Below are 21,925 nucleotides of genomic sequence, written 5' to 3' on the forward strand. Positions count from 1 at the left end.
TACAAAATTCCGAGCAAAGGTACTTATTTTAAGATTAATTACAAAAGTATTTATGTTCGAATATTTTAAAAATTTTCACATTATGAAAAGCATTCGTTTAATTTCCTAATCACAAACATTAAAATCTGAAATACTTTTCATAAATTTGCAACTTTGACAAAATTACGAGAATAGCAATTTTACGAGATTAATAAAAATGAGTAAAAACTTAACAAAACGCGGAGAAGATTATTCAAAATGGTATAATGAATTGGTGGTAAAAGCCGAATTAGCAGAAAATTCTGGTGTTCGTGGCTGTATGGTTATAAAACCCTATGGATATGCTATTTGGGAGAAAATGCAAGCAGAACTCGACCAAATGTTCAAAGAAACAGGACACGTTAATGCCTATTTTCCACTTTTCGTACCAAGAAGTTTTTTTGAAGCAGAAGAAAAAAATGCTGAAGGATTTGCCAAAGAATGTGCTGTGGTAACACATTATCGTTTGAAAGCTGACCCTAATGAAAAAGGGAAATTAATGGTTGACCCAGAAGCAAAATTGGAAGAAGAATTGGTTGTTCGACCCACTTCGGAGGCAATCATCTGGAATACATACAAAAATTGGATTCAATCATATCGTGATTTGCCTATTTTGATTAATCAATGGGCAAACGTGGTTCGTTGGGAAATGCGTACTCGTTTGTTTTTACGTACAGCAGAATTTTTATGGCAAGAAGGGCATACCGCACACGCAACCAAAGCAGAAGCCATTGAAGAAGCTGAAAAAATGATGCACGTTTATGCAGAATTTGCTGAAAATTTTATGTGTGTACCTGTCATTAAAGGATTTAAAACTGAATCTGAGCGTTTTGCAGGAGCCGATGAAACCTATTGTATTGAAGCTTTGATGCAAGACGGAAAGGCTCTACAAGCAGGGACTTCACACTTTTTAGGACAGAATTTTGCTAAAGCCTTTGATGTGAAATTTGCTTCAAAAGAGGGAACACTTGACTATGTTTGGGCTACTTCTTGGGGAGTTTCAACCCGACTGATGGGAGCCTTAATTATGACTCACAGCGATGACAATGGATTGGTTCTTCCCCCAAAATTAGCTCCTATTCAAGTAGTTATAATCCCTATTTACAAGGGAGAAGAACAATTAGAAGCCGTAAGACAACGTGTATTACCTTTGATGGATGAACTGAAAAAACAAGGAATTTCGGTAAAATTTGATGACCGAGACACACAAAAACCTGGTTTTAAGTTCAATGAATATGAATTGAAAGGTGTTCCTGTGCGTTTGGCTGTAGGACAACGTGATTTAGAAAATAATACCTTTGAAGTGGCTCGACGTGATACACTTACCAAAGAAACCATTTCAGGAGAAGTGATTGTTGAACATATCGAAAAATTATTGATTGAAATTCAGGAAAATATCTACAAAAAAGCTCTTGATTACCGAAATACACACATTACCGAAGTAAATTCGTACGAGGAGTTTAAAGATGTTTTGGAAAATAAAGGAGGATTTATATCCGCACACTGGGACGGAACTGCTGAAACTGAAGCAAAAATTCAAGAAGAAACCAAAGCAACTATCCGTTGTATTCCGTTGGACTCTAAGGAAGAGCAAGGTGTATGTATTTTTTCAGGAAAGCCTTCAACCAAACGCGTTTTATTTGCTAAAGCGTATTAATATTAATTGATTAACTAGAAATTATGTAAATTGAGACTTGGAACTTCCGTGTGATTTTCAAGTCTCAATTTTTTTATGATAAAAAAGACAAAAAAATATCAAAAAACTATTTTATGTCTACTAAATTTAGTAATTTTGTAGGGCTTAAAAACTTGGAAAAAATTGTTTAATAACATAAAAATAGAATAAAATGAGTTACAGAATTGAAAAAGACACTATGGGCGAAGTGAAAGTTCCTGCCGACAAATATTGGGGGGCTCAAACTGAGCGTTCACGTAACAATTTTAAAATTGGAGCTCCTGCTTCAATGCCAATTGAAATCGTAAGAGGTTTCGCTTATTTGAAAAAAGCAGCTGCGTATGCCAACTGTGATTTGGGTGTACTTTCAACTGAAAAAAGAGATGCAATCGCACAGGTTTGTGATGAAATCTTGGCAGGAAAATTAGATGACCAATTTCCGCTTGTAATTTGGCAAACAGGTTCAGGCACACAATCAAATATGAACGTTAATGAAGTGATTGCCAATCGTGCTCAAGTACTTGCTGGTGGAAAAATAGGTGAAGGAGAACCTGTTTTAAAAGCAAATGATGACGTAAACAAATCGCAATCTTCAAACGATACTTTCCCAACAGGAATGCATATTGCTTGTTATAAAATGGTGGTTGAAAAAACTATTCCAGGAGTAGAGCAGCTTCGTAATACTTTAAAAGCCAAAGCAGAAGCCTTCAAAGATGTAGTAAAAATTGGACGTACTCACCTTATGGACGCCACACCACTTACCTTAGGACAAGAAATTTCAGGATATGCAGCTCAATTAGATTATGGACTCAAAGCCTTGAAAAATACATTGGCTCATCTTTCTGAATTAGCCTTAGGTGGAACTGCTGTAGGAACAGGACTTAACACTCCAAAAGGATATGATGTGAAAGTAGCTGAATACATTGCTAAATTCACTGGACATCCATTTGTTACAGCTCCTAATAAATTCGAAGCATTAGCCTCACACGACGCAATTGTGGAAGCACACGGGGCTCTAAAACAATTAGCAGTTTCATTGAACAAAATTGCGAATGACATTCGTATGTTAGCTTCTGGTCCACGTTCAGGAATTGGAGAAATTTTAATTCCTGAGAATGAGCCAGGTAGTTCAATTATGCCTGGAAAAGTAAATCCTACACAGTGTGAAGCACTTACAATGGTTGCTGCTCAAGTTATGGGTAATGACGTTGCTATTTCCGTTGGAGGAGCTCAAGGTCACTACGAGTTGAATGTCTTCAAACCTTTGATGGCATCAAACTTCTTGCGTTCAGCAGAATTATTAGGAGATGCTTGTGTGTCATTTGACGAACATTGTGCACAAGGAATTGAACCTAATCACAGACGTATCAAAGAGTTAGTCGATAATTCTTTAATGTTGGTTACCGCTTTAAATACAAAAATAGGATATTACAAAGCTGCTGAAATTGCTCAAACAGCACACCGAAACGGAACTACTCTGAAAGAGGAAGCCGTTAGATTAGGTTACGTAGCTCCTGAAGATTTCGATGCTTGGGTAAAACCAGAAGATATGGTTGGAAGTCTAAAATAATGATGTATAATAAAAAAGGCTGTTTTAAAACAGCCTTTTTATTTTTCTATCCTCGAAATGATTATTTTTTCTACTTCTGCAATTTGATTCTGAATATTTTCTGCTTCAATTTTTATTGGCTTGTGAACATAAAAGCTGATTTTATTACCTATGCCTACAGGAAAAGAACCATATTTCAAAATCTTCCAAGAATTGTTTATTGTAATTGGTACAACATAACCACCTGGCATATTTTTTATAATGGCTTCCAATCCCTTTGTTTTAAATGGTTTAGGCGTATTCCCTCTACTTCGAGTTCCTTCCGGAAAAATTAATCCCGAGTCTTTATTCTGTTGCAATGATTTTCCAAATTCTTCTAATTGAGGAATTGCATCTTGAGGTCTGCTACGATCAATCAGAACTGAACCATTATGTCGTAAATTGATGGTTATACTCGGCGTTCCATTTCCCAATTCTTTCTTTCCAACAAAACGAACACTATACTTTCTTAAATACCAAATAAGAGGAGGAATATCATAGATACTTTGATGATTTGCTGCAAAAATCAGAGGAGTGTTTTTAGGAAGAGGAACCTCAAAACTAAACTTCACTCGATTACCCGTAATTAGTAATGATTTAATGATTAAGATATTCAAAAAATCAACTAAATTCTTATGCGTTTTTCTACCCAAAAAATGAATGGAAATCCACTGTAAAGGATGAAAAATCAATAACAAAGAACTCAAAACAACATAGTGAAGTATGCTCAGAGGGTATGCGAGTACTTTCATTGCGATATTTCGTGTGATTAAAAATTTGCCAAAGTATGTGTACTTTGGCAAATTAAAATATTTTAGCAAAATTCGTCATAAGCCTGTTGAAGATTTTCAGCAATAGTTTCTGCGTATCTTCCTTCAATATGATGACGTTCAAGCATATGGACTAACTCTCCATCTTTAAAAAGAGCGATACTAGGAGAAGACGGCGGGAAAGGCAACATAAAACTTCTTGCTTCTTCAGTAGCCTCTCTATCCACACCAGCAAATACCGTTGTTAAATAATCTGGTTTTTTTGCATTTTGAAGGCTCATCAGTACTGCAGGACGTGCATTTCTTGCTGCACAACCACAAACAGAATTCACAACGACTAATGTTGTTCCCGATTTTTTCAGTGCTTCTTGAACTTCTTCAATTGTTTTTAATTCTTGGAAACCAACCTCAGTTAGTTCCTCTATCATAGGTTTTACCAAATCTGGTGGATACATAATATTTTGCGTTTTTAGTTAAGCCACAAAGATAGAAAAAATAATTTAATGAAAAGTAAAATTAGAACTAAACCAATCTTTTTAGAAATTTACAAATATCATTTTTAGTGATAAGAGCCTGAAAATTTGAATTTTCGAAAAAAAAATGTAACTTTGAAACCTATTAAATGCATTCTACAATAATAACTAAATTTTTGAGCATATATGGCTATATACACAACCGCAGAAGAAGCTCTAAAAGTAGTAAAGAGCAACGATTTTATATATATACAGGGAGGGGCTGCAGTTCCAACACATTTAGTAGAAAGCTTAGTTGTACGAGCTCCCGAGCTGAGAAATGTAACTATTGGACATATTCACGTCGAAGGAGATGCTCCTTACGCCGATATTAAATATAAAGATAGTTTTTTCACAAATTCTTTTTTCCTATCGAAAAATGTCCGACACGTAATTTCGGCTGGAAATGGAACTTTCACGCCCGTTTTCCTAAGTGACGTGCCTTTGTTATTTGACAGAAAACACGTATCTGTTGATGTTGCATTAATTCAAGTTTCACCTCCAGACAAAAATGGATGTTGCTCTATGGGGGTATCAGTAGAAGCCTGTAAAGCAGCAATGAGAAATGCAAAATACGTTATAGCACAAGTTAATAAATATATGCCTCGTGTTTTTGGAGATGCAATGCTTCATATAAATGAAATTGATTATTTGGTAGAATATGATAAGCCTCTATTCTCCGTAAACGCGATTACAACCAATGAAACAGAAAATCAAATAGGAAAACACATTGCAGGATTAATCGAAGATGGCAGCACAATACAATTAGGAATAGGTAGTATTCCTGATGCGACCCTCTCACAGATGTTTCATTTAAAAAACTTAGGCGTTCATACAGAGTTACTTACTGATGGCGTTCTGAAATTAATTCAAAAAGGTGTTGTAAATGGTTCTCAAAAAGGAATAGACAAGGGTAAAATTGTTGCTTCTTTTATGATGGGGTCGCAAGAGTTTTACGACTTTGTTAATGATAATCCGTTTGTAGAACTCAGAGAGTGTTCCTACACAAATGAGGTGTCTGTCATACGGCAAAATCCAAAAATGATTTCCATCAACTCGGCTATTGAGGTTGATTTGACGGGACAGGTTTGTGCAGATTCCATTGGAACTCAAATATATTCAGGAGTTGGAGGTCAAGTAGATTTTGTAAGAGGAGCTTCATTAAGCGAAGGAGGAAAATCTATCATTGCTCTTCCTTCTGTAACTAAAAGAGGTGAAAGCAGAATTGTTCCTTTCCTAAAAAAAGGAGGAGGAGTTGTAACAACTCGTTCGCACGTACAATATGTCGTTACGGAATATGGTGTAGCTCAACTACATAGCAAAAATATTCATCAACGAATCAAATCAATGATTGAAATTGCCCACCCTGACCACAGAGAAAACTTGGAAAGGCAATATTTTGAAGAATTTCATAAAAATAGGATTTAATTTTTTAATAAAACCAAGCTAAAAAATGGGAATACAGAAGATTATAGCATACATTTTGGTTTTGATTGCTGTTTCTTTTTTAATTAAAAAGTTTTTTCTAAAAAATAACAAGAAAAAAACCTGCGGAAAGGACGATAACCAATGTAAATGCGGATAAAATAAGAAAAGAGTATTGCAATAACAATACTCTTTTTATTTTATTAACCTGGCAAATATTCAGTATAAAATTTATTGATAAAACTTATTTTACAACCATTCCGTTGGCAATACTTTCATTATCAGGATTCAAGAAAACAAATTTCCCTTCTGAATTTTCAGTCATCAGAATCATTCCGTGACTTTCAACACCTCTCAATTTTCGTGGAGCAAGATTCGCCAGTACAGTAACTTGCTTTCCTACAATATCTTGCGGATTAAAACTTTCTGCAATTCCTGAAACTATGGTTCGAACATCAATTCCCGTATCTACTTTTAAGATAAGTAATTTATCCGCTTTTGGCATTTTTTCGGCTTCCAGAATAGTTCCAATACGAATATCCATTTTCGTAAAATCATCATACAAAATTAGTTCTTTTTGTGGCTTTACCGACATTTTTTCTTCTTTTTTATTCTGAATTTTAGTATTTTCCAATCGTTCTAATTGTTTTTCGATTGCTTTATCTTCTATTTTTTGAAAAAGAAGCTCTGATTTACCTATAATATGCCCTATTGGAAGAATTTCATAACTTTTTTCTATATCATCCCATAGTTTTTTGACTTTTAAATCATCAAACTGAAGCATTTTCTTTAATTTTTCAGAAGTAAAAGGTAAAAAAGGTTCACTAAATATGGCTAATGCTGCTGCAATTTGCAAAGCTACATACATTTGTGTTTTTACTCGTTCAGGGTTTTCTTTGACAATTTTCCAAGGTTCTTCATCAGCCAAATATTTATTACCCAAACGAGCCAAATTCATCAATTCTTGTGAAGCTTCACGGAATCGGTAACGCTCTATTGAATTGGAAATCAATTCAGGAAAAGTTTTCATTTGAGCCAAAGTTTGCAAATCTGTTTCTGTAAACTCGTTAGGCTCTGGAATAACACCATTGTAATATTTATGAGTCAGAACCATTACCCGATTGATAAAATTTCCGAAAATAGCTACCAATTCGTTGTTATTTCGAGCTTGAAAATCTTTCCAAGTGAAGTCATTATCTTTGGTTTCAGGAGCATTCGCTGTCAGAACGTAACGCAATACATCTTGCTGATTTGGAAAATCTTGCAAATATTCGTGCAACCAAACTGCCCAATTTTTGGAGGTTGAAAGTTTATTCCCTTCCAAATTTAAAAATTCATTAGCGGGAACATTATCTGGCAAGATATAACTTCCTTCGGCTTTAAGCATCGACGGAAATATAATGCAATGAAATACAATATTATCCTTTCCTATAAAGTGTACCAATTTGGTATCTTTATCCTTCCAATATGGCTTCCAATCTTTACCTTCACGCTCCGCCCATTCAATAGTTGACGAAATATAACCAATGGGTGCATCGAACCAAACATAAAGTACCTTACCTTCAGCATTTTCCACAGGAACAGGAATTCCCCAATCTAAGTCACGTGTAACAGCACGAGGTTTCAATTCATCATCAAGCCACGATTTTACCTGCCCATAAACATTTGGTTTCCAATCTTTTTTATGTCCTTCTAAAATCCATTCTTCGATAAATTTTTGGTAGCGATTCAAAGGTAAAAACCAATGTTTAGTTTCTTTAAGTGTAGGTTTAGTTCCTGTGATAGTTGATTTTGGATTTACTAAGTCAGTAGCATTCAATGAAGTACCACATTTTTCGCATTGGTCACCATAAGCCTCTGGATTAGAACATTTTGGACAAGTTCCCGTAACAAATCGGTCTGCTAAAAATTGCTGAGCCTGTTCATCATATAATTGCTCAGAAACTTCCTCGATAAAATCACCTTGCTCGTACAATTTTCGGAAGAAATCAGAAGCCGTTTTATGGTGAACAGGAAGTGAAGTTCTCGAATAGTTATCAAACGAAACCCCAAAATCTTCAAATGATTTTTTAATGATTTGGTGATATTTATCAATAATCTCCTGTGGGGTAACTCCTTCTTTTTTAGCCTTTATGGAAATAGCAACACCGTGTTCATCGCTTCCACAGATAAAAGCTACATCGTTGTTTTTCAATCGTTGATAACGAGCATAAATATCCGATGGCACATAAACTCCTGCTAAATGACCAATATGTATGGGTCCGTTAGTATATGGCAAAGCTGCCGTAATGGTATATCTTTTTGACATTTTATGAAAAATAAATGAGTCGCAAAGATAAGGTCTTCTTAGGAAATTTAAAAATTATAAAAGTTGTTTTCCTTTTTAAAAAATCAACAATTTTGTAATCAATACTCTTTTTGATTGAATAATCTCTTCAATAAAAAAACTTAAAATTCTAATAAACAGCAACATAACAATCATAAAACATACTTTTTTAATATAACTCAGTTAAAGTGATACGGAGAAACGTTTACGAATTCTTCTTATCACAAACAATTATATAGATTGACAGACATTGTTTGGCATAAATATTGTGACTTAAAATGTGAGAAGTTTATGGTTAAGAATTTCTCAATTGTGTCATTCTCAAATTTTACAAAAGAGTGAATGCATCTTGAAAAATTAAATTTGAATTTTTAGAATTAAAAAATTATTAGCTATGAAAACGAATAACAAACTCCAACGAAATCTGGCAAAATTTTTAGGAATATTTGCCTTGGTAGCTTTACTTACTTCTTGTGGGTCATACTATGTTTATTATAATGACGGAATTTATGGAGAATTGCCTCCTGAACGTGTCACTATAGTTGAACGTTATGACAATTATCCTTCAAGAAATACTTCCGTTCCACAAAGTAAATACAGAGACTATTTTAGAGAAAAAGCACTACAATATAGTGACACACAAGAGAGTTTTACTCACTTTACTGATGTAGATTCTTACACTTCTGACTTTTACACAAATCCTGAAAGAAAGGCTTATGCTGGTTGGGGTAACAACCCTACTCAAGTAACTGTAAATGTTTACGATAACAATTGGGGATATCCATATCACAGATATAATTCATACTGGGGTTATGGAGCTTGGTATCCTTATGACAACTATTACTATGATTATTATCCTTACCACAGAAATCACTTTAACTGGGGATTTTCAATAGGTTGGGGAAATTACTACAATCCTTACTGGAATTGGTATGACCGTTATGGATATTATGACAGAGGTTATTATCCTTATTATGGATATGGATATTATCCTTACTATGGCTATGGTAGAAGATATTATTCCAGAGATTATTACTATTCTCCCAACAATTCATACAATCGTGGTTACAACAATCAATACTATGACAGAAGGGGTCGTGCAATAGTGAGAGATAATTCAAGAAGGGGTGACGCAAATCGTTACTACAACTATGAAAATTCAAGAAATTCACAAGGATATTATAACCGTGAAACAGCTCCTTCAGGAAGATATGAAAATCGTTCAGGAAACTATAATAATCGCAATAATAACTATAATAACTCAAGAAACGACCTACCTACACGCGGATATGAAAACCGAAATTATAACAACTCTTCAAGAAGTTACGAAAACAGCTCCTCAAGAGGGTATAATAATTCAGGAAGCAGCGGAAATTCGGGAAGTTCAGGAAGCGGAGGAAGTCATCGAAGCTCTAACCGCAGATAATATAAAATATCTATATAAATTGTTGAAAAAAATATGAATAAGTTAATATACTCGTTGATTTTAGGTACTCTGTTAACAACAGGAGTTCAGGCACAAAATTACACTGATGCTTTACGTTATTCTACCGAAGATTTAAATGGTAGTGCTCGTTTTAAGGGAATGAGTGGTGCTTTCGGAGCTTTGGGAGGTGATATGTCTGCAATGAACATAAACCCAGCAGGGAGTGCTATTTTTTCAGGTACGGAATTTTCTTTCTCTGTAAGAGATGACAGACATAAAAAAAATGTTTCGTTTCTAAATCAAGAAACAATCAACAAAGATTCTGATTTTGATTTGAACCAGTTTGGAATTGCTTTTGTTATACCTAATGTTTCAGATAATTGGAAGAAAATAAGTTTTGGATTTAATTTTCAGCAAACTAAAAATCTTGGCAATTCAGGATTCACATACTTTGGAAATAACAATATTGGTATAGATGATTATTTCCGTCACTTTGCACATAATGGAAATGTTAATGGAAGTGGTTTTCCTTTATCTACATTCGCTGACGGAAACCTTCCGATTGTTAATCAAAATGCCATTGGAGAGTTTTACTTAGGATTGAATGATTGGAACGCAAGACGTGCCTATCTTGGGATAAAAACTGAATTAGTTATTCCTGAGTCGCCCAATGCCTCGGAGACAAATTACATAGCAAATGCTGACAGAACTCTGCGACGACAAAAATATGAAGTGATTCAGGATGGACAAATCAATAAATACAACTTCAATTTTGCTTCACAATTCGGGAATAATATTTATTTAGGTGTAAACTTCAATTCACATCCAGTTAATTCTAACTCTCTGTATAGTTTGCGTGATGACAATTTTGAAAGTAGCTCACTGGTAAGATATGCTAATCACCAAGTGAGAGTCAATACCACTGGAAACGGATTTTCTTTTCAGTTAGGAGGTATTGCGAAGATTGGTAATCAGGTTCGTTTAGGATTAAGCTATCAGTCACCAACGTGGTACAAACTTGAAGAACAATCACGAGAGGTTTTGTATTCAACAATTTTCAATAAACAAACAAATAGAAATGAAGATAAAGATGTTGATTTACTAAATCAATATGGTGACGAGATTTGGTTCGAACGAAACTATAAATTCCGAACACCAAGTTCTTGGGTTGGAAGTGTTGCTTATGTTTTTGGTAAAAAAGGTCTAATTAGCTTTGACTACATATACAAGGACTACGAAAATATTTATTTTACTAGTGATAATTTGAAAGGTGAAAATACCATTATTCAAAACACATTGAGTGGTACTTCTTCGATACGTGTAGGTGGAGAATATCGTATAAACGCACTGAGTTTACGGGCTGGTATGCGTTATGAACAAAGTCCCTACAAAGGAAGTTCTAAATACATTGGAGACCTTAACGGATATTCTTTCGGAGCGGGTTATTCTTTTGGAAGTATACGCTTAGATGTATCTTACGATATTGCTAAACAAGATAATATGTTCCAAATGTATGAATCTGTTTTGACAACTCCTGCGAAAATTTCATCTACAAGAAGTAATTTGTTGTTTACTTTATCAGCGAAATTATTCTGACAAATTCTATCTACTAACCTGTACAATTTAGGCTATCCGCTTTAGGGTAGCCTATTTTTTTAGATTTTTATAAAATAATCCGCTATATTTGCAACAATTCTTCTTAACTAAAATTTTTATTCTAATGAAATACAATTCTTTCTACAAAAAGATAGTAAAAGGGAAAACAATAGTTCTATTACACGGATTTTTAGAAAGTTGCGAGGTATGGAATGACGTAGCTCAAGAACTCAAAAAAGATTGCCTATGCATTATTCCTGACCTTCTCGGACACGGAAAAACTCCCGTAATTTCCAAAATTCATACAATGGAAACTATGGCGGAACACATCAATTCCATTCTCGAAACTGAAAAAATTGAGGAATGCATCTTGGTTGGGCATTCAATGGGAGGGTATGTAAGTTTGGCTTTTACAGAAAAATATCCGCAGAAAGTAAAGGGGATTATATTAATGAATTCAACTCCCCTACCCGATTCTGACGAAAAAAAAGCCAATCGGGAACGAGTTGCCAATGCAGTTGATAACGACAAAACGTTTTTTATTCGTAATTCTGTAACTAACTTGTTTAGTGAAGAAAATAAAATATTGATGAAAGAAAAAATTGAAGATGTTATCAAAATTGCCGCTCAAACTCCTAATGAAGGTATCAAAGCAGCCTCTTTAGGAATGAAAGAAAGACCCGACAGAACTCTCATTCTGAAGTCATTATCAGTTCCGAAACACTTCATTCTTGGCAAGAAAGATGCGTTAATACCTTACGAAGAATTAGCTACTTTAGCAAAAGAAATCGGGGCGACATATTCTTTGCTTGAAGGAGGACATATGTCGTACATCGAAAATAAAACAGAAACTATAGCTATCTTAAAGAATTTTTTTGATGAAATTTAAATGTTTTCTTCCTCTATTTCTCTTCTTTCTTACTACTGGTTGTGGTGAAACTCCTTCAAAATCAGAAAAGAAGGAAAACGCTATTCAATCGACTGAAACTCAGAAAAAAATATCTGAAAAAGAAGAAAAGAATGAAAAACCCATTGAAACGCTGAACACGCAAAGCGTCATTCCTTTCTTGTTTGATTATGAAAAAGAAAATAAAGAGCGATACGTTCGTATCATTACTGATTACGGAAATATTGATATTGAACTATTTAACGAAACTCCTTATCATCGGGCAAATTTCATTTTCCTAACGAAACAAAACTATTTTGATGGTTCTGTTTTTCATAGAATTGTTAAAGATTTTATAATTCAAGGAGGTAATTCCGATGGTTGGGATATTCGCAAAAAACGCCAAAAGATTGGCTATTACTTACTTCCTCCCGACACTAAAAAAGGATTTAAACATCATCGAGGGATTGTTTCGATGCCAAGCAGTGATATTGACAACCCACATCAGTTTGCCTCCCCTTATGAGTTTTTTATCGTGGTGCAAAGCCCTGGTGCCTATCATCTGGACGGAAATTATACCGCTTTCGGGAAAGTTATTGCAGGAATGGAGGTCGTCGATAAAATAAATCAGGTAGAAACTGATGAAAAGAGCGAGTGGCCTAAGCGTGATGTAAAGATGAAAGTTGTTCTTCTTGATAGATAATCTTCAAGGCAAAAAGTGACTTTCAACAGAAGTTTAATAACGAAAAAGTTTTTCTCCCAAACACATTATAAAAAAACTGACGTCAAGCCGAAAATTTCTTGACGTCAAGAAATTTATTTTCTCACGGGAAGAAATTATTTTTCTCCCGTCAAGAAATTTTTATACTTCCCTATGAAATTGATTAATCGTTATTACAAATTTTTTGAAGACTACTTATAGCAATTTTTACCACTTGAATTGTATCAAAAATTCGTGTGAATTTCGTGCATACAAATTCAATTGTGATTTTGTAACTCCTTCATAGCCGTACCCCACTCTCACAAAGTATTTCGGAATGGAGAACAACACATACCCTCCCAGAGCATTATCAGTACGATATGTTAATCCTATTTCGCTATTTTTCAGATATACTCCAGCCAAAGTAAAATTAAACGACGGACTTATGTCTTTTGCGAAGCGTACTTGCATCATTGGCTTTAATTCAAATTCGTTGGATAAGCTCCAATGATATCCGCCAAAAGCATAAAAATGAAGCCTTTCAGCCACCGAAGTTACCACATCATCTTTCAGTTTAACCTCTTTGGAAGCCAATAAATTAGGAACGGATATTCCTACATAAAATTTAGGATGCTCGTAAAAAATCCCAGTTCCTATATTTATTTGAAATTTTCCTGAAATTGTTTGCAAATAAGGGTCGTAACGGGTATTATGTGGGGTTGTATAAGTATGAATACGGCTTCCATCTATGTTGAAAAAATCTCCCCCAAATTTTAGTCCCGTATAAATTTTCGTACTATCACTTATCTGTAAGGAATATGAAAAATCGGCATAGATACCCGCTTGTTTCTGTATAAAAACTTTATTGTTAGCTATGGAAAATCCCAAACCGATACGCTCATTAATTTTATGTGTGGTAAAGAACGTTTGAGTTTGAGGAGCGTCAACAACTCCCTGCCACTGATTGCGAATATCCACAGAAATTGTATGTCCTTTTTCTGTTCCTACTGCAGCCGGATTTACTAAGTTTTTATGTTGATTATAAAAGATATAGCTTGGCTCCTGTGCCTTTAATTGACTAAACATCAACAATGCTATTCCTACAAATAAAGTATTATGAATATATTTTTTCATCTCTAATAATTGATAAATATCCAACCTTGTCGTTTGTAAATGTCTGTATTGTCTAATGTAAAAATATAGTAGTAAGACCCCTGTGGAACCTTATTTCCGTTAGAACCTGTTCCGTTCCACTGATTTTTGTATCCTTTCACTTCATAAACCAATTGTCCCAAATGATTAAATACCCGAAATGTGTTTTGGGAATAATTTTCAGCTCGTAAAATTGTAAAATAATCATTTACTCCATCATTATTTGGACTAAAGGCATTGGAAATCAACACATAATCCAATGAATTATCAATTGAATTTTCAATTCCATCGCCATCAATATCATTATCACAAGCATCGCCTATTCCGTCACCATCTAAATTCTCCTGATTAGGATTGTAAACCATTGGGCAATTGTCGTTTTCATTCAAAAGTCCATCTCCGTCCATATCATCATCGCAAACATCTCCTATACCATCTTTATCTATATCAGCTTGGTCAGGATTAGAAATTTTAGGACAATTATCTTTTGTATTAGGTACTCCATCTCCATCTAAATCATCATCACACACATCACCTATACCATCTTTGTCTAAATCAGCTTGGTCAGGATTATGAATTTCAGGACAATTATCATCACTCGATGGAATCCCGTCTCCATCGGTATCCTCATCTTCTTTGATTGTAATTGTACCAGAATTTACGGCTAAAAATATATTTTCATCAGCCTTAACCATATATCTTCCTTGTGTAGTACGAAGTGTTTTAGGAATTGTTATTCTCGCTCTCCCATTGTTATCTATACCTTTTGCTAATACGTGCGGAAAAGTAATTCCTCCATCTGTTGAAAGCAAAACAGTGATTTTCTTAACGTTGATACTTCCTGTGTTGGTATTTGCTGTATCCCAAGTAATTGTTTGTTTTTGACCTGCAAACCAACTGGAATTTTCGGTATGTGATGTTATTTGAAAAGGTCCTGCAGAAGCATCTACAACCACTTGAATTGTTTTGTAAACAGTGCTTCCCATAGCATTTGTTGCTGGTTTCTTATCTAACACCATAAACGACCAATTAAGTGTCCGCCCTATCGTCAGAACAGTTTCCCATTCCGAACCAATGGGAGGGTTACTCTGTGTAAGTTTTCCCGAAACGATACGGCTCAATCTGGGAATATAGCGTTTTGATGAAGTTGAAGGAGGAAGAGAACGTGCTGTAGCTCCGCTTTTTAAGGTGGGTGAAAATAAATAATTTCCCCTTGCCCTGCTATCGGATTGTTCCCAAGTGTACAGTAAATTATCTCCATCAGCATCAGTAGCCGAACCTTCCAACAAATAAGCTGTACTATGTGGAATGGTATAACTTTTCAAATTGTCTATTTCAGGAGGATTATTCGAAGAAGGAAGCATTGTTGCAGGTCTTTTTCCTTTAACTGACTGCATAATATCATACACACTTCTGTGATGAAAATACGGGTCTGTTTTCTTCTGTACATTCTGATTATCAATAACTCCTGCGTATCCCATTATGGTGGAGCCACTACCTGGTTCTACCTGAGAATTTGTTCCCTCATATTCATATGAAAATGTGTGGTATGCCCCCATTTGATGACCAATTTCGTGAGCTAATATGTCTATATCAAAAAAGTCCATATCCATACCTCTTCTAAAACGAACCGAAGAAAAGGCTTTCCCTTTACGTCCTGCCTCGCATACACAGCCTATGCAACCTGCATTTCCTCCTAAATTTCTGTTATGAAATAGATGCCCTATATCATAATTATCTGAACCAACTTTCCTATCCAATGTTCCTTGTAATACACCGGATTCTGACTGAAGCCAATTTTCATAGTTAACATTCGCAAAAGGGTCATCTTTTACATTATCAAATAAAATAGATTTATCTGAAACTATCTGGAACTGAATTGATAATTGAGCTCCATAAACTTGGTTTACCCGATTTATGGTACTAACAACTTGAACGAAAGCCCTATCCTTACCTCCAAAGTATTGTGTATATTGATATGTTGTGGCAATGGCAATTCTGAATGTTCGAACTTGATTATCAGTCTGGTAAGTAGCTCTACGAGTTTTATTATCTTTCTCTGACTTTAATTCTTCTAATGTTTTACATTCAAAATGCTCATTTTCTGAAGATTTGCGTTGATAAACTTTGTACTCCGTTCCTTCATCATTAATCGATTCTATAAAAGAAAGTTCGAAATTTTCTCCCATAATCGCATTCAAACCAAAAGGTGACCACGTAAAACGAATTGTCTTTGAGGGATTTTTAGTTGAAAAACCCACATAGGTTTTTATATCTGTATATTTTTCGGACAAATCTTCTGAAAGTACTTGTATTGGTTCAATCCGATAGTTTTCAATATTTCCCTCACTATCAGGAATTTGAATTGTAGTTTCTCTTTTAGCTACCAAATTTTTTGTAGCCCCCAAAGCCTTTCCAAAAGCTTCTTTATCCAACGTATAGTACTGATAACCTGATTTTTGTTCCTTTTTTTCTGTGAGTTGCGTTTGTTTCCAATAGGTTTGTGCAGATAAAATCCCAAAACTGAAAACAAAAAGCAAAACGTATAACTTTTTCATAGTATTTTTATGCCATATAGTAATTAAAAGCCTTGTAAATCAATTCTTCTTCTATTAAACAATCTAATTTTGGTTTAGCAATATCTTCCAAAAGCACAAAATTAATATTTCCGTGTGAATTTTTTTTATCAAATTTCATCAAATTGATAATTTCCTCTATTTCTTCTTTTTTAAAAGTTTGTTTTTCAAAATATTGAGATAAATTTTCTTTTATTTCAAAGCATTTTTCTTCTGGAAAATCTAATTTTTCAACGGAAAGAAATCCCGCTAAAATCATTCCAATAGCAATTGCTTCTCCGTGTAATAATGTTTGTCTATCAGTATTTTGCAAACAATATGATTCAATGGCGTGACCTAAAGTATGACCGAAATTAAGTGTTTTTCGCAAACCTTTTTCCGTAGGGTCTTGTTCCACTATACGATTTTTAATCAATACTGATTCATAAATCAATTCATCTAAATCATTTAGTGTTAAACTACTCAAATTAAGCATTTTATTCCAATACTCTTCAGACTGAATAATTCCGTGTTTGAACATTTCTGCCATTCCACTACGCAGTTGCTCGGGGGGAAGTGTAGCCAAAAAACGACTATCGATAATTACGCCTAACGGATTGTTAATCAACCCTATTTGGTTTTTCAAAACACCCAAATCTACTCCTGTTTTTCCTCCAACTGATGCGTCGACCATAGCTAAAAGTGTTGTTGGAACATTCACAAAATCAATACCTCGCATATATGTTGAAGCAACAAACCCACCCAAATCAGTCACAACGCCACCTCCCAAATTGATTAACAAACTTTTACGGTCGGCTCCCAATTCTGACAAAGCATACCAAACCTGTGTACAAGTTTCTATGGTTTTAAACTCTTCTCCCACCTCAATTTCAATGATTTCAATAGGAGTTTCTGTCTCTAATTCTGATAAAAATAACGGCAAACAAAGCTGATTGGTATTTTCATCTACCAAAATGAAAATCTTCGAATATTTCTTCTCTCGTAACAAATCGTTAAGAAACGAAAATCCAAATTCCTTGAAATGCACTTGCTTTATACTTTTCATTTATGCTGATTTTGTGTGTGTTTGATTTTGATGTTCATTCTATAAAATTCTCTTCTGAAAAATTCGGGTAAAAATAATTATAAAAAATGAAATACAGACAAAAAAATCTATATATTTGCGAAACCGAAGAACTTATCAAAACTTTCTTTACTTTTCGGTTGTTATAAAAATACTCAGGTTTAACGCTTAATTTTTTTAAAATGGCTACACGATTTAGTGATACAAAAACTGCTTTCGCATTAAAAGACAATTTCGAATTAGGAAGGGCTTATTGGCTTTTCCGCTTCATTGGAAATAATAGTTTAATTAGCATTGGAACTGCACTGACTAACTTTTCCCTAAAACTGCATTTGCCGGTGGAATGGCTCATCAGAAAGACTGTTTTTAATCAATTTTGCGGAGGCGTTTCAGAAGAGGATTGTAAGCCTGTTATTAAAAAAATGTACGAAAAAGGTGTGAGTTCCGTTTTGGATTATTCTGTGGAAGGAAAGGAAGATGAAGCATCATTCGAGGCAACTTTTAGGAAAACGATGGAAATCATTGACTTTGTACATCAAAATCGAAACATCGGAACTCCGTTTGCTGTTTTCAAACCTACAGGATTTGGAAAAATTTCCATATATCAAAAAATTTCTGAGAAACAACCACTTACCGAAGAAGAGCAAAAAGCGTGGGAACGAATCGTTGAACGCTTCGACCAAACCTGTGGCAAAGCAGCTGCCTATAAGCTCCCCATTATGATTGATGCTGAAGAAAGTTGGATGCAGACCGCAGCCGATGATTTAATCGAAAAAATGATGGAAAAATATAACCGAGAAGAAGCCATCGTTTACAATACTTTACAAATGTATCGTCACGACCGATTACCTTACCTAAAAGAACTTCACCAACGTGCCATTATTAACGGATTTTATATCGGAGTAAAAGTTGTTCGTGGAGCATATATGGAAAAAGAAAACAAAAGAGCTATAGAAAAAGGGTATCCTACCCCAATCTGTGCGTCAAAACAGGCAACCGATGATAATTACAATGCTGCAATCAAATACATTCTTGAACATACCGACCGTATTTCACTCTTTGCTGGAACTCATAACGAGAAAAGTTCGGCTTTGGTAATGGACTTAATGAATGAGAAGGGATTGAACCACAATGATAAACGCGTATGGATTGCTCAACTCTATGGAATGAGCGACCATATCAGTTTCAATGCAGCAAAATTGGGATACAACGTAGCTAAATATCTTCCCTTTGGTCCAGTGCGTGAAGTAATGCCTTATCTAATACGCAGAGCTCAAGAAAATACTTCTGTTGCAGGACAAATGGGACGTGAACTTTCCCTGTTGATGCAAGAACACAACAGACGAAAAAAAGAAAAATAACTATCTAATTGATACTGAATTCTAAACACCAGATATTTTACAATCCAAAATATCTGGTTTATTTTTAGCAAAAAGTAAATCTTCAGTTATATTGAGAGTCAAACATTAAAACACAGCATACACAAAACAAATCACACCAAATAGAAACATAGATATCACAAAAAACAAGTGTAATAAAGTCAGGAAGTGGAGCAATTAAACCAATTTCTGATTTATTTTTTGGTACCACTCACTGCTCAAACTCATTAAGTTCCGAACGACAATATATTTTTATATTTTTCGTAAATATATAGCATTAATTTAAGAAATATTCATTATCTTAGCACACAAAAGAACTTAATTTATGGAACTGTTAATTTACATCGAACTTCTCGTGGTATTAGCTGCCATATTTATTGGTGCTAGAGTTGGAGGTATCGGGCTGGGTATCTTCGGTATGATGGGGTTAGCCATTTTAGTTTTTGTCTTCGGGCTGAAACCTGGCAGTGCTCCTATTGATGTTATGCTTATGATTGTTGCCGTAATCACCGCAGCATCAGCGTTACAATCGGCAGGAGGGTTAGATTATTTAGTACAAGTAGCAGAAAAAATCCTGCGAAAAAATCCTTCAATGGTTACTTTCCTCGCCCCTGTGGTATGTTATTTCTTCACATTCTTCTCAGGTACAGGGCACGTGGCATACTCCCTCCTACCTATTATTGCCGAGATTGCTACTGAGAGCAAGGTACGTCCAGAGCGTCCTTTGAGTATATCGGTAATCGCTTCACAACAAGCTATCACTGCAAGTCCCATTTCGGCGGCTACAGCAGCTTTGTTAAGCAAAGACTTACTCGGCTCACACGGAATAGAACTCAGCAATATATTAATGGTGTGTATCCCAGCAACATTAATAGGTGTTATCGTAGGTGCAATTGCTGTTAATTTTGTTGGAGTACCTCTTGAGAAAGACCCTGAATACCAACGTCGGTTAGCAGAGGGATTAATTGGCAATTCGCAAGATGCTAAAAAGGCTCTTACGTCACAGCAACAACGCAAAGCACAAACAGCCGTATGGATTTTCCTATGTGGGGTGCTATCTATCGTACTATTTGGGTCAGTTTCTTCGTTGCGTCCTGTCTTTGCTGATGGCACACAACTGGGAATGCCTGAGATTATAGAAATTGTGATGATGACGGTGGCAGGGCTTATCTTTATCATCACTAAGGCTGATGTTACTAAAGCCGTAAAAGGAAGTGTTTTCTTAGCGGGAATGCAAGCCGTTATCGCTATATTTGGGATTGCTTGGATGGGCGACACCTTCTTTCAAGGCAACTTAGAGTTCTTCAAATCAAGCATTGAGCATATTGTAACTGAATATCCGTTCTTGTTCTCATTGGCTTTGTTTGTGATGTCAATTTTGCTTTTCAGTCAAGCGGCAACTGTACGGACGTTATATCCTCTGGGGATAGCGTTAGGGATTCCTCCTATGACAATGGTTGCAATGTTCCCTGCTGTAAACGGATACTTTTTCATTCCTAACTATCCAACGGTAGTAGCTGCGATAAACTTTGACCGCACTGGAACTACCCGCATCGGGAAGTATGTCTTGAATCACTCGTTTCAAGTACCAGGCTTTGTTGCCACGATTGTTGCTCTCGCTGTAGGATACATTATTGTACTGACAATGGGATAACGTAAGTTCTGGTGTTTATCACTTTATCAATCGAAATAACTTTTAAATAATTAATATATGCAAAAAGCTATTAGCAAAATTGCTTTGACATTGTGCTTATTGATGTCATTAGCAGTCTTCGGGCAGAAACCGAAGATACGTATTATCGCAACGGGAGGTACCATTGCAGGTGTAAGTAAATCATCTACCGAGAGTAACTACAAGGCAGGTGAATTAGGTATTTACCAACTATTACAAGCTGTACCTGAGGTAAAGAACCTCGCAGAGGTAAGCGGAGAGCAACTCGTTAAAATCGGGTCGCAAGATATGAACGATGATGTATGGCTCAAACTGGCAAAACGCATCAACGAACTGCTTAACAAGGAAGGCTACGACGGGGTAGTCATCACACACGGCACTGATACAATGGAGGAAACTGCGTACTTTCTGAACCTTACCGTTCATAGCAACAAGCCTGTGGTGATGGTCGGAGCAATGCGTCCGGCTACGGGAATGAGTGCTGATGGTCCTGCGAACCTCTACAATGCTGTGGCAGTAGCTGCAAGTCCTAATGCTGTAGGCAAAGGAGTGATGGTATGTATGAACGATGTGGTTGTAGGTGCTAAAGATGTGGTTAAAACTAACACTACCGCAGTAGAAACCTTCCAAGGAGCGAACTATGGCAAATTGGCCTACATACATAATGGCAAACCTTACTTCGGTATAGCTCCACAAAGCAAACACACCACGCAATCCGTGTTCAATGTGGATAACCTAAAATCGCTACCGAAAGTAGGCATCGTGTACGGATATGCCAATATGTCCGAGCTACCAATGAAAGCCTTTATGGATGCTAAGTTTGATGGTATCGTATATGCTGGAGTGGGTAATGGTAACTTCTACCACACTTTATTCGATTTAGCTATTAAAGCTCAGGAAAAAGGTATTCAAGTGGTGCGTTCATCTCGTGTACCATTCGGAGCAACCACATTAGATGCAGAGGTAGATGATGCTAAGTATCATTTCGTAGCAGCACAAAACCTCAACCCACAAAAAGCCCGTGTGTTACTGTTACTTGCTCTTACCAAAACAAAAGACTGGAAACAGATACAACAGTACTTTAATGAATATTAGTTCAAAGCAATATATTCAATAGGATATTATTACCAACGTACAGCTGAGAAAGACATCTTTGCACCA

The 21,925-nt window shown here is 35.5% G+C and carries 16 protein-coding genes; 10 read left to right on the forward strand and 6 right to left on the reverse strand.

Features of this window, described 5'->3' with window-relative positions:
- Nucleotides 1-196: 196 nt before the first annotated feature.
- A complete protein-coding gene (gene proS / locus CGC48_RS00925) occupies nt 197-1,675 on the forward strand; it encodes a proline--tRNA ligase (protein ID WP_098028082.1) in 1,479 nt (492 codons plus the stop codon).
- 190 nt (nt 1,676-1,865) lie between these two features.
- Nucleotides 1,866-3,263 (forward strand): class II fumarate hydratase, encoded by a 1,398-nt coding sequence (gene fumC / locus CGC48_RS00930; protein ID WP_098028083.1) that lies wholly within the window; start codon nt 1,866-1,868, stop codon nt 3,261-3,263.
- A gap of 38 nt (nt 3,264-3,301) precedes the next feature.
- On the opposite strand, the gene CGC48_RS00935 is transcribed toward fumC, so the two are convergent.
- Complete coding sequence (locus CGC48_RS00935) at nt 3,302-4,033, reverse strand: lysophospholipid acyltransferase family protein (protein WP_098028084.1); 732 nt, start codon at nt 4,031-4,033, stop codon at nt 3,302-3,304.
- Between the two features lie 62 nt (nt 4,034-4,095).
- Entirely contained in the window at nt 4,096-4,506 is a 411-nt protein-coding gene (locus tag CGC48_RS00940; RefSeq protein WP_041993067.1) for a BrxA/BrxB family bacilliredoxin, read from the reverse strand.
- Between the two features lie 204 nt (nt 4,507-4,710).
- Between CGC48_RS00940 and CGC48_RS00945 the strand changes: the two genes are divergently transcribed.
- A complete protein-coding gene (locus CGC48_RS00945) occupies nt 4,711-5,991 on the forward strand; it encodes an acetyl-CoA hydrolase/transferase family protein (protein WP_098028085.1) in 1,281 nt (426 codons plus the stop codon).
- Nucleotides 5,992-6,232: 241 nt separating this feature from the next.
- Here the strand turns inward: CGC48_RS00945 and metG are convergent, their stop codons facing one another.
- Nucleotides 6,233-8,296 (reverse strand): methionine--tRNA ligase, encoded by a 2,064-nt coding sequence (gene metG, locus CGC48_RS00955; RefSeq protein ID WP_098028087.1) that lies wholly within the window; start codon nt 8,294-8,296, stop codon nt 6,233-6,235.
- 412 nt (nt 8,297-8,708) lie between these two features.
- On the opposite strand from metG, the gene CGC48_RS00960 reads away from it, so the two are divergent.
- The 4 genes from CGC48_RS00960 (at nt 8,709) to CGC48_RS00975 (ending at nt 12,925) form a co-directional block, all read left to right on the forward strand.
- A complete protein-coding gene (locus tag CGC48_RS00960) occupies nt 8,709-9,740 on the forward strand; it encodes a hypothetical protein (RefSeq protein WP_098028088.1) in 1,032 nt (343 codons plus the stop codon).
- Nucleotides 9,741-9,773: 33 nt separating this feature from the next.
- The gene (locus CGC48_RS00965; RefSeq protein WP_098028089.1) at nt 9,774-11,336 is read left to right on the forward strand and encodes an OmpP1/FadL family transporter; all 1,563 of its coding nucleotides are present in this window, start codon (nt 9,774-9,776) and stop codon (nt 11,334-11,336) included.
- A gap of 124 nt (nt 11,337-11,460) precedes the next feature.
- A complete protein-coding gene (locus CGC48_RS00970; protein ID WP_098028090.1) occupies nt 11,461-12,225 on the forward strand; it encodes an alpha/beta fold hydrolase in 765 nt (254 codons plus the stop codon).
- A complete protein-coding gene (locus tag CGC48_RS00975; RefSeq protein WP_098028091.1) occupies nt 12,215-12,925 on the forward strand; it encodes a peptidylprolyl isomerase in 711 nt (236 codons plus the stop codon). Before CGC48_RS00970 ends, CGC48_RS00975 begins: the two co-directional genes overlap by 11 nt.
- A gap of 225 nt (nt 12,926-13,150) precedes the next feature.
- Here CGC48_RS00975 and CGC48_RS00980 read toward each other — a convergent pair whose 3' ends face one another.
- From CGC48_RS00980 to aroB, 3 genes are read right to left on the reverse strand one after another with little or no spacing between them, the layout of a single operon-like run.
- On the reverse strand, nt 13,151-14,056 hold the full coding sequence (locus tag CGC48_RS00980) for a PorP/SprF family type IX secretion system membrane protein (protein WP_098029720.1): 906 nt from the start codon (nt 14,054-14,056) through the stop codon (nt 13,151-13,153).
- 2 nt (nt 14,057-14,058) lie between these two features.
- Nucleotides 14,059-16,632 (reverse strand): reprolysin-like metallopeptidase, encoded by a 2,574-nt coding sequence (locus CGC48_RS00985; RefSeq protein WP_098028092.1) that lies wholly within the window; start codon nt 16,630-16,632, stop codon nt 14,059-14,061.
- 7 nt (nt 16,633-16,639) lie between these two features.
- Nucleotides 16,640-17,695, reverse strand: coding sequence for a 3-dehydroquinate synthase (gene aroB, locus CGC48_RS00990; protein ID WP_098028093.1), 1,056 nt, complete (start codon nt 17,693-17,695; stop codon nt 16,640-16,642).
- 200 nt (nt 17,696-17,895) lie between these two features.
- Here aroB and CGC48_RS00995 point away from each other — a divergent pair, with 200 nt between their 5' ends.
- The 3 genes from CGC48_RS00995 (at nt 17,896) to ansB (ending at nt 21,859) form a co-directional block, all read left to right on the forward strand.
- Nucleotides 17,896-19,074 (forward strand): proline dehydrogenase family protein, encoded by a 1,179-nt coding sequence (locus CGC48_RS00995; RefSeq protein WP_098028094.1) that lies wholly within the window; start codon nt 17,896-17,898, stop codon nt 19,072-19,074.
- A 343-nt stretch (nt 19,075-19,417) separates the two neighbouring features.
- On the forward strand, nt 19,418-20,746 hold the full coding sequence (locus CGC48_RS01000) for an anaerobic C4-dicarboxylate transporter family protein (protein WP_098028095.1): 1,329 nt from the start codon (nt 19,418-19,420) through the stop codon (nt 20,744-20,746).
- Between the two features lie 57 nt (nt 20,747-20,803).
- Nucleotides 20,804-21,859 carry an L-asparaginase 2 gene (gene ansB, locus CGC48_RS01005; RefSeq protein ID WP_098028096.1) on the forward strand — a complete coding sequence of 352 codons (1,056 nt, stop codon included), beginning with the start codon at nt 20,804-20,806 and terminating at the stop codon, nt 21,857-21,859.
- Nucleotides 21,860-21,925 lie beyond the last annotated feature (66 nt).

This window comes from Capnocytophaga cynodegmi (assembly GCF_002302475.1).
GTDB classification, from domain to species: domain Bacteria; phylum Bacteroidota; class Bacteroidia; order Flavobacteriales; family Flavobacteriaceae; genus Capnocytophaga; species Capnocytophaga cynodegmi.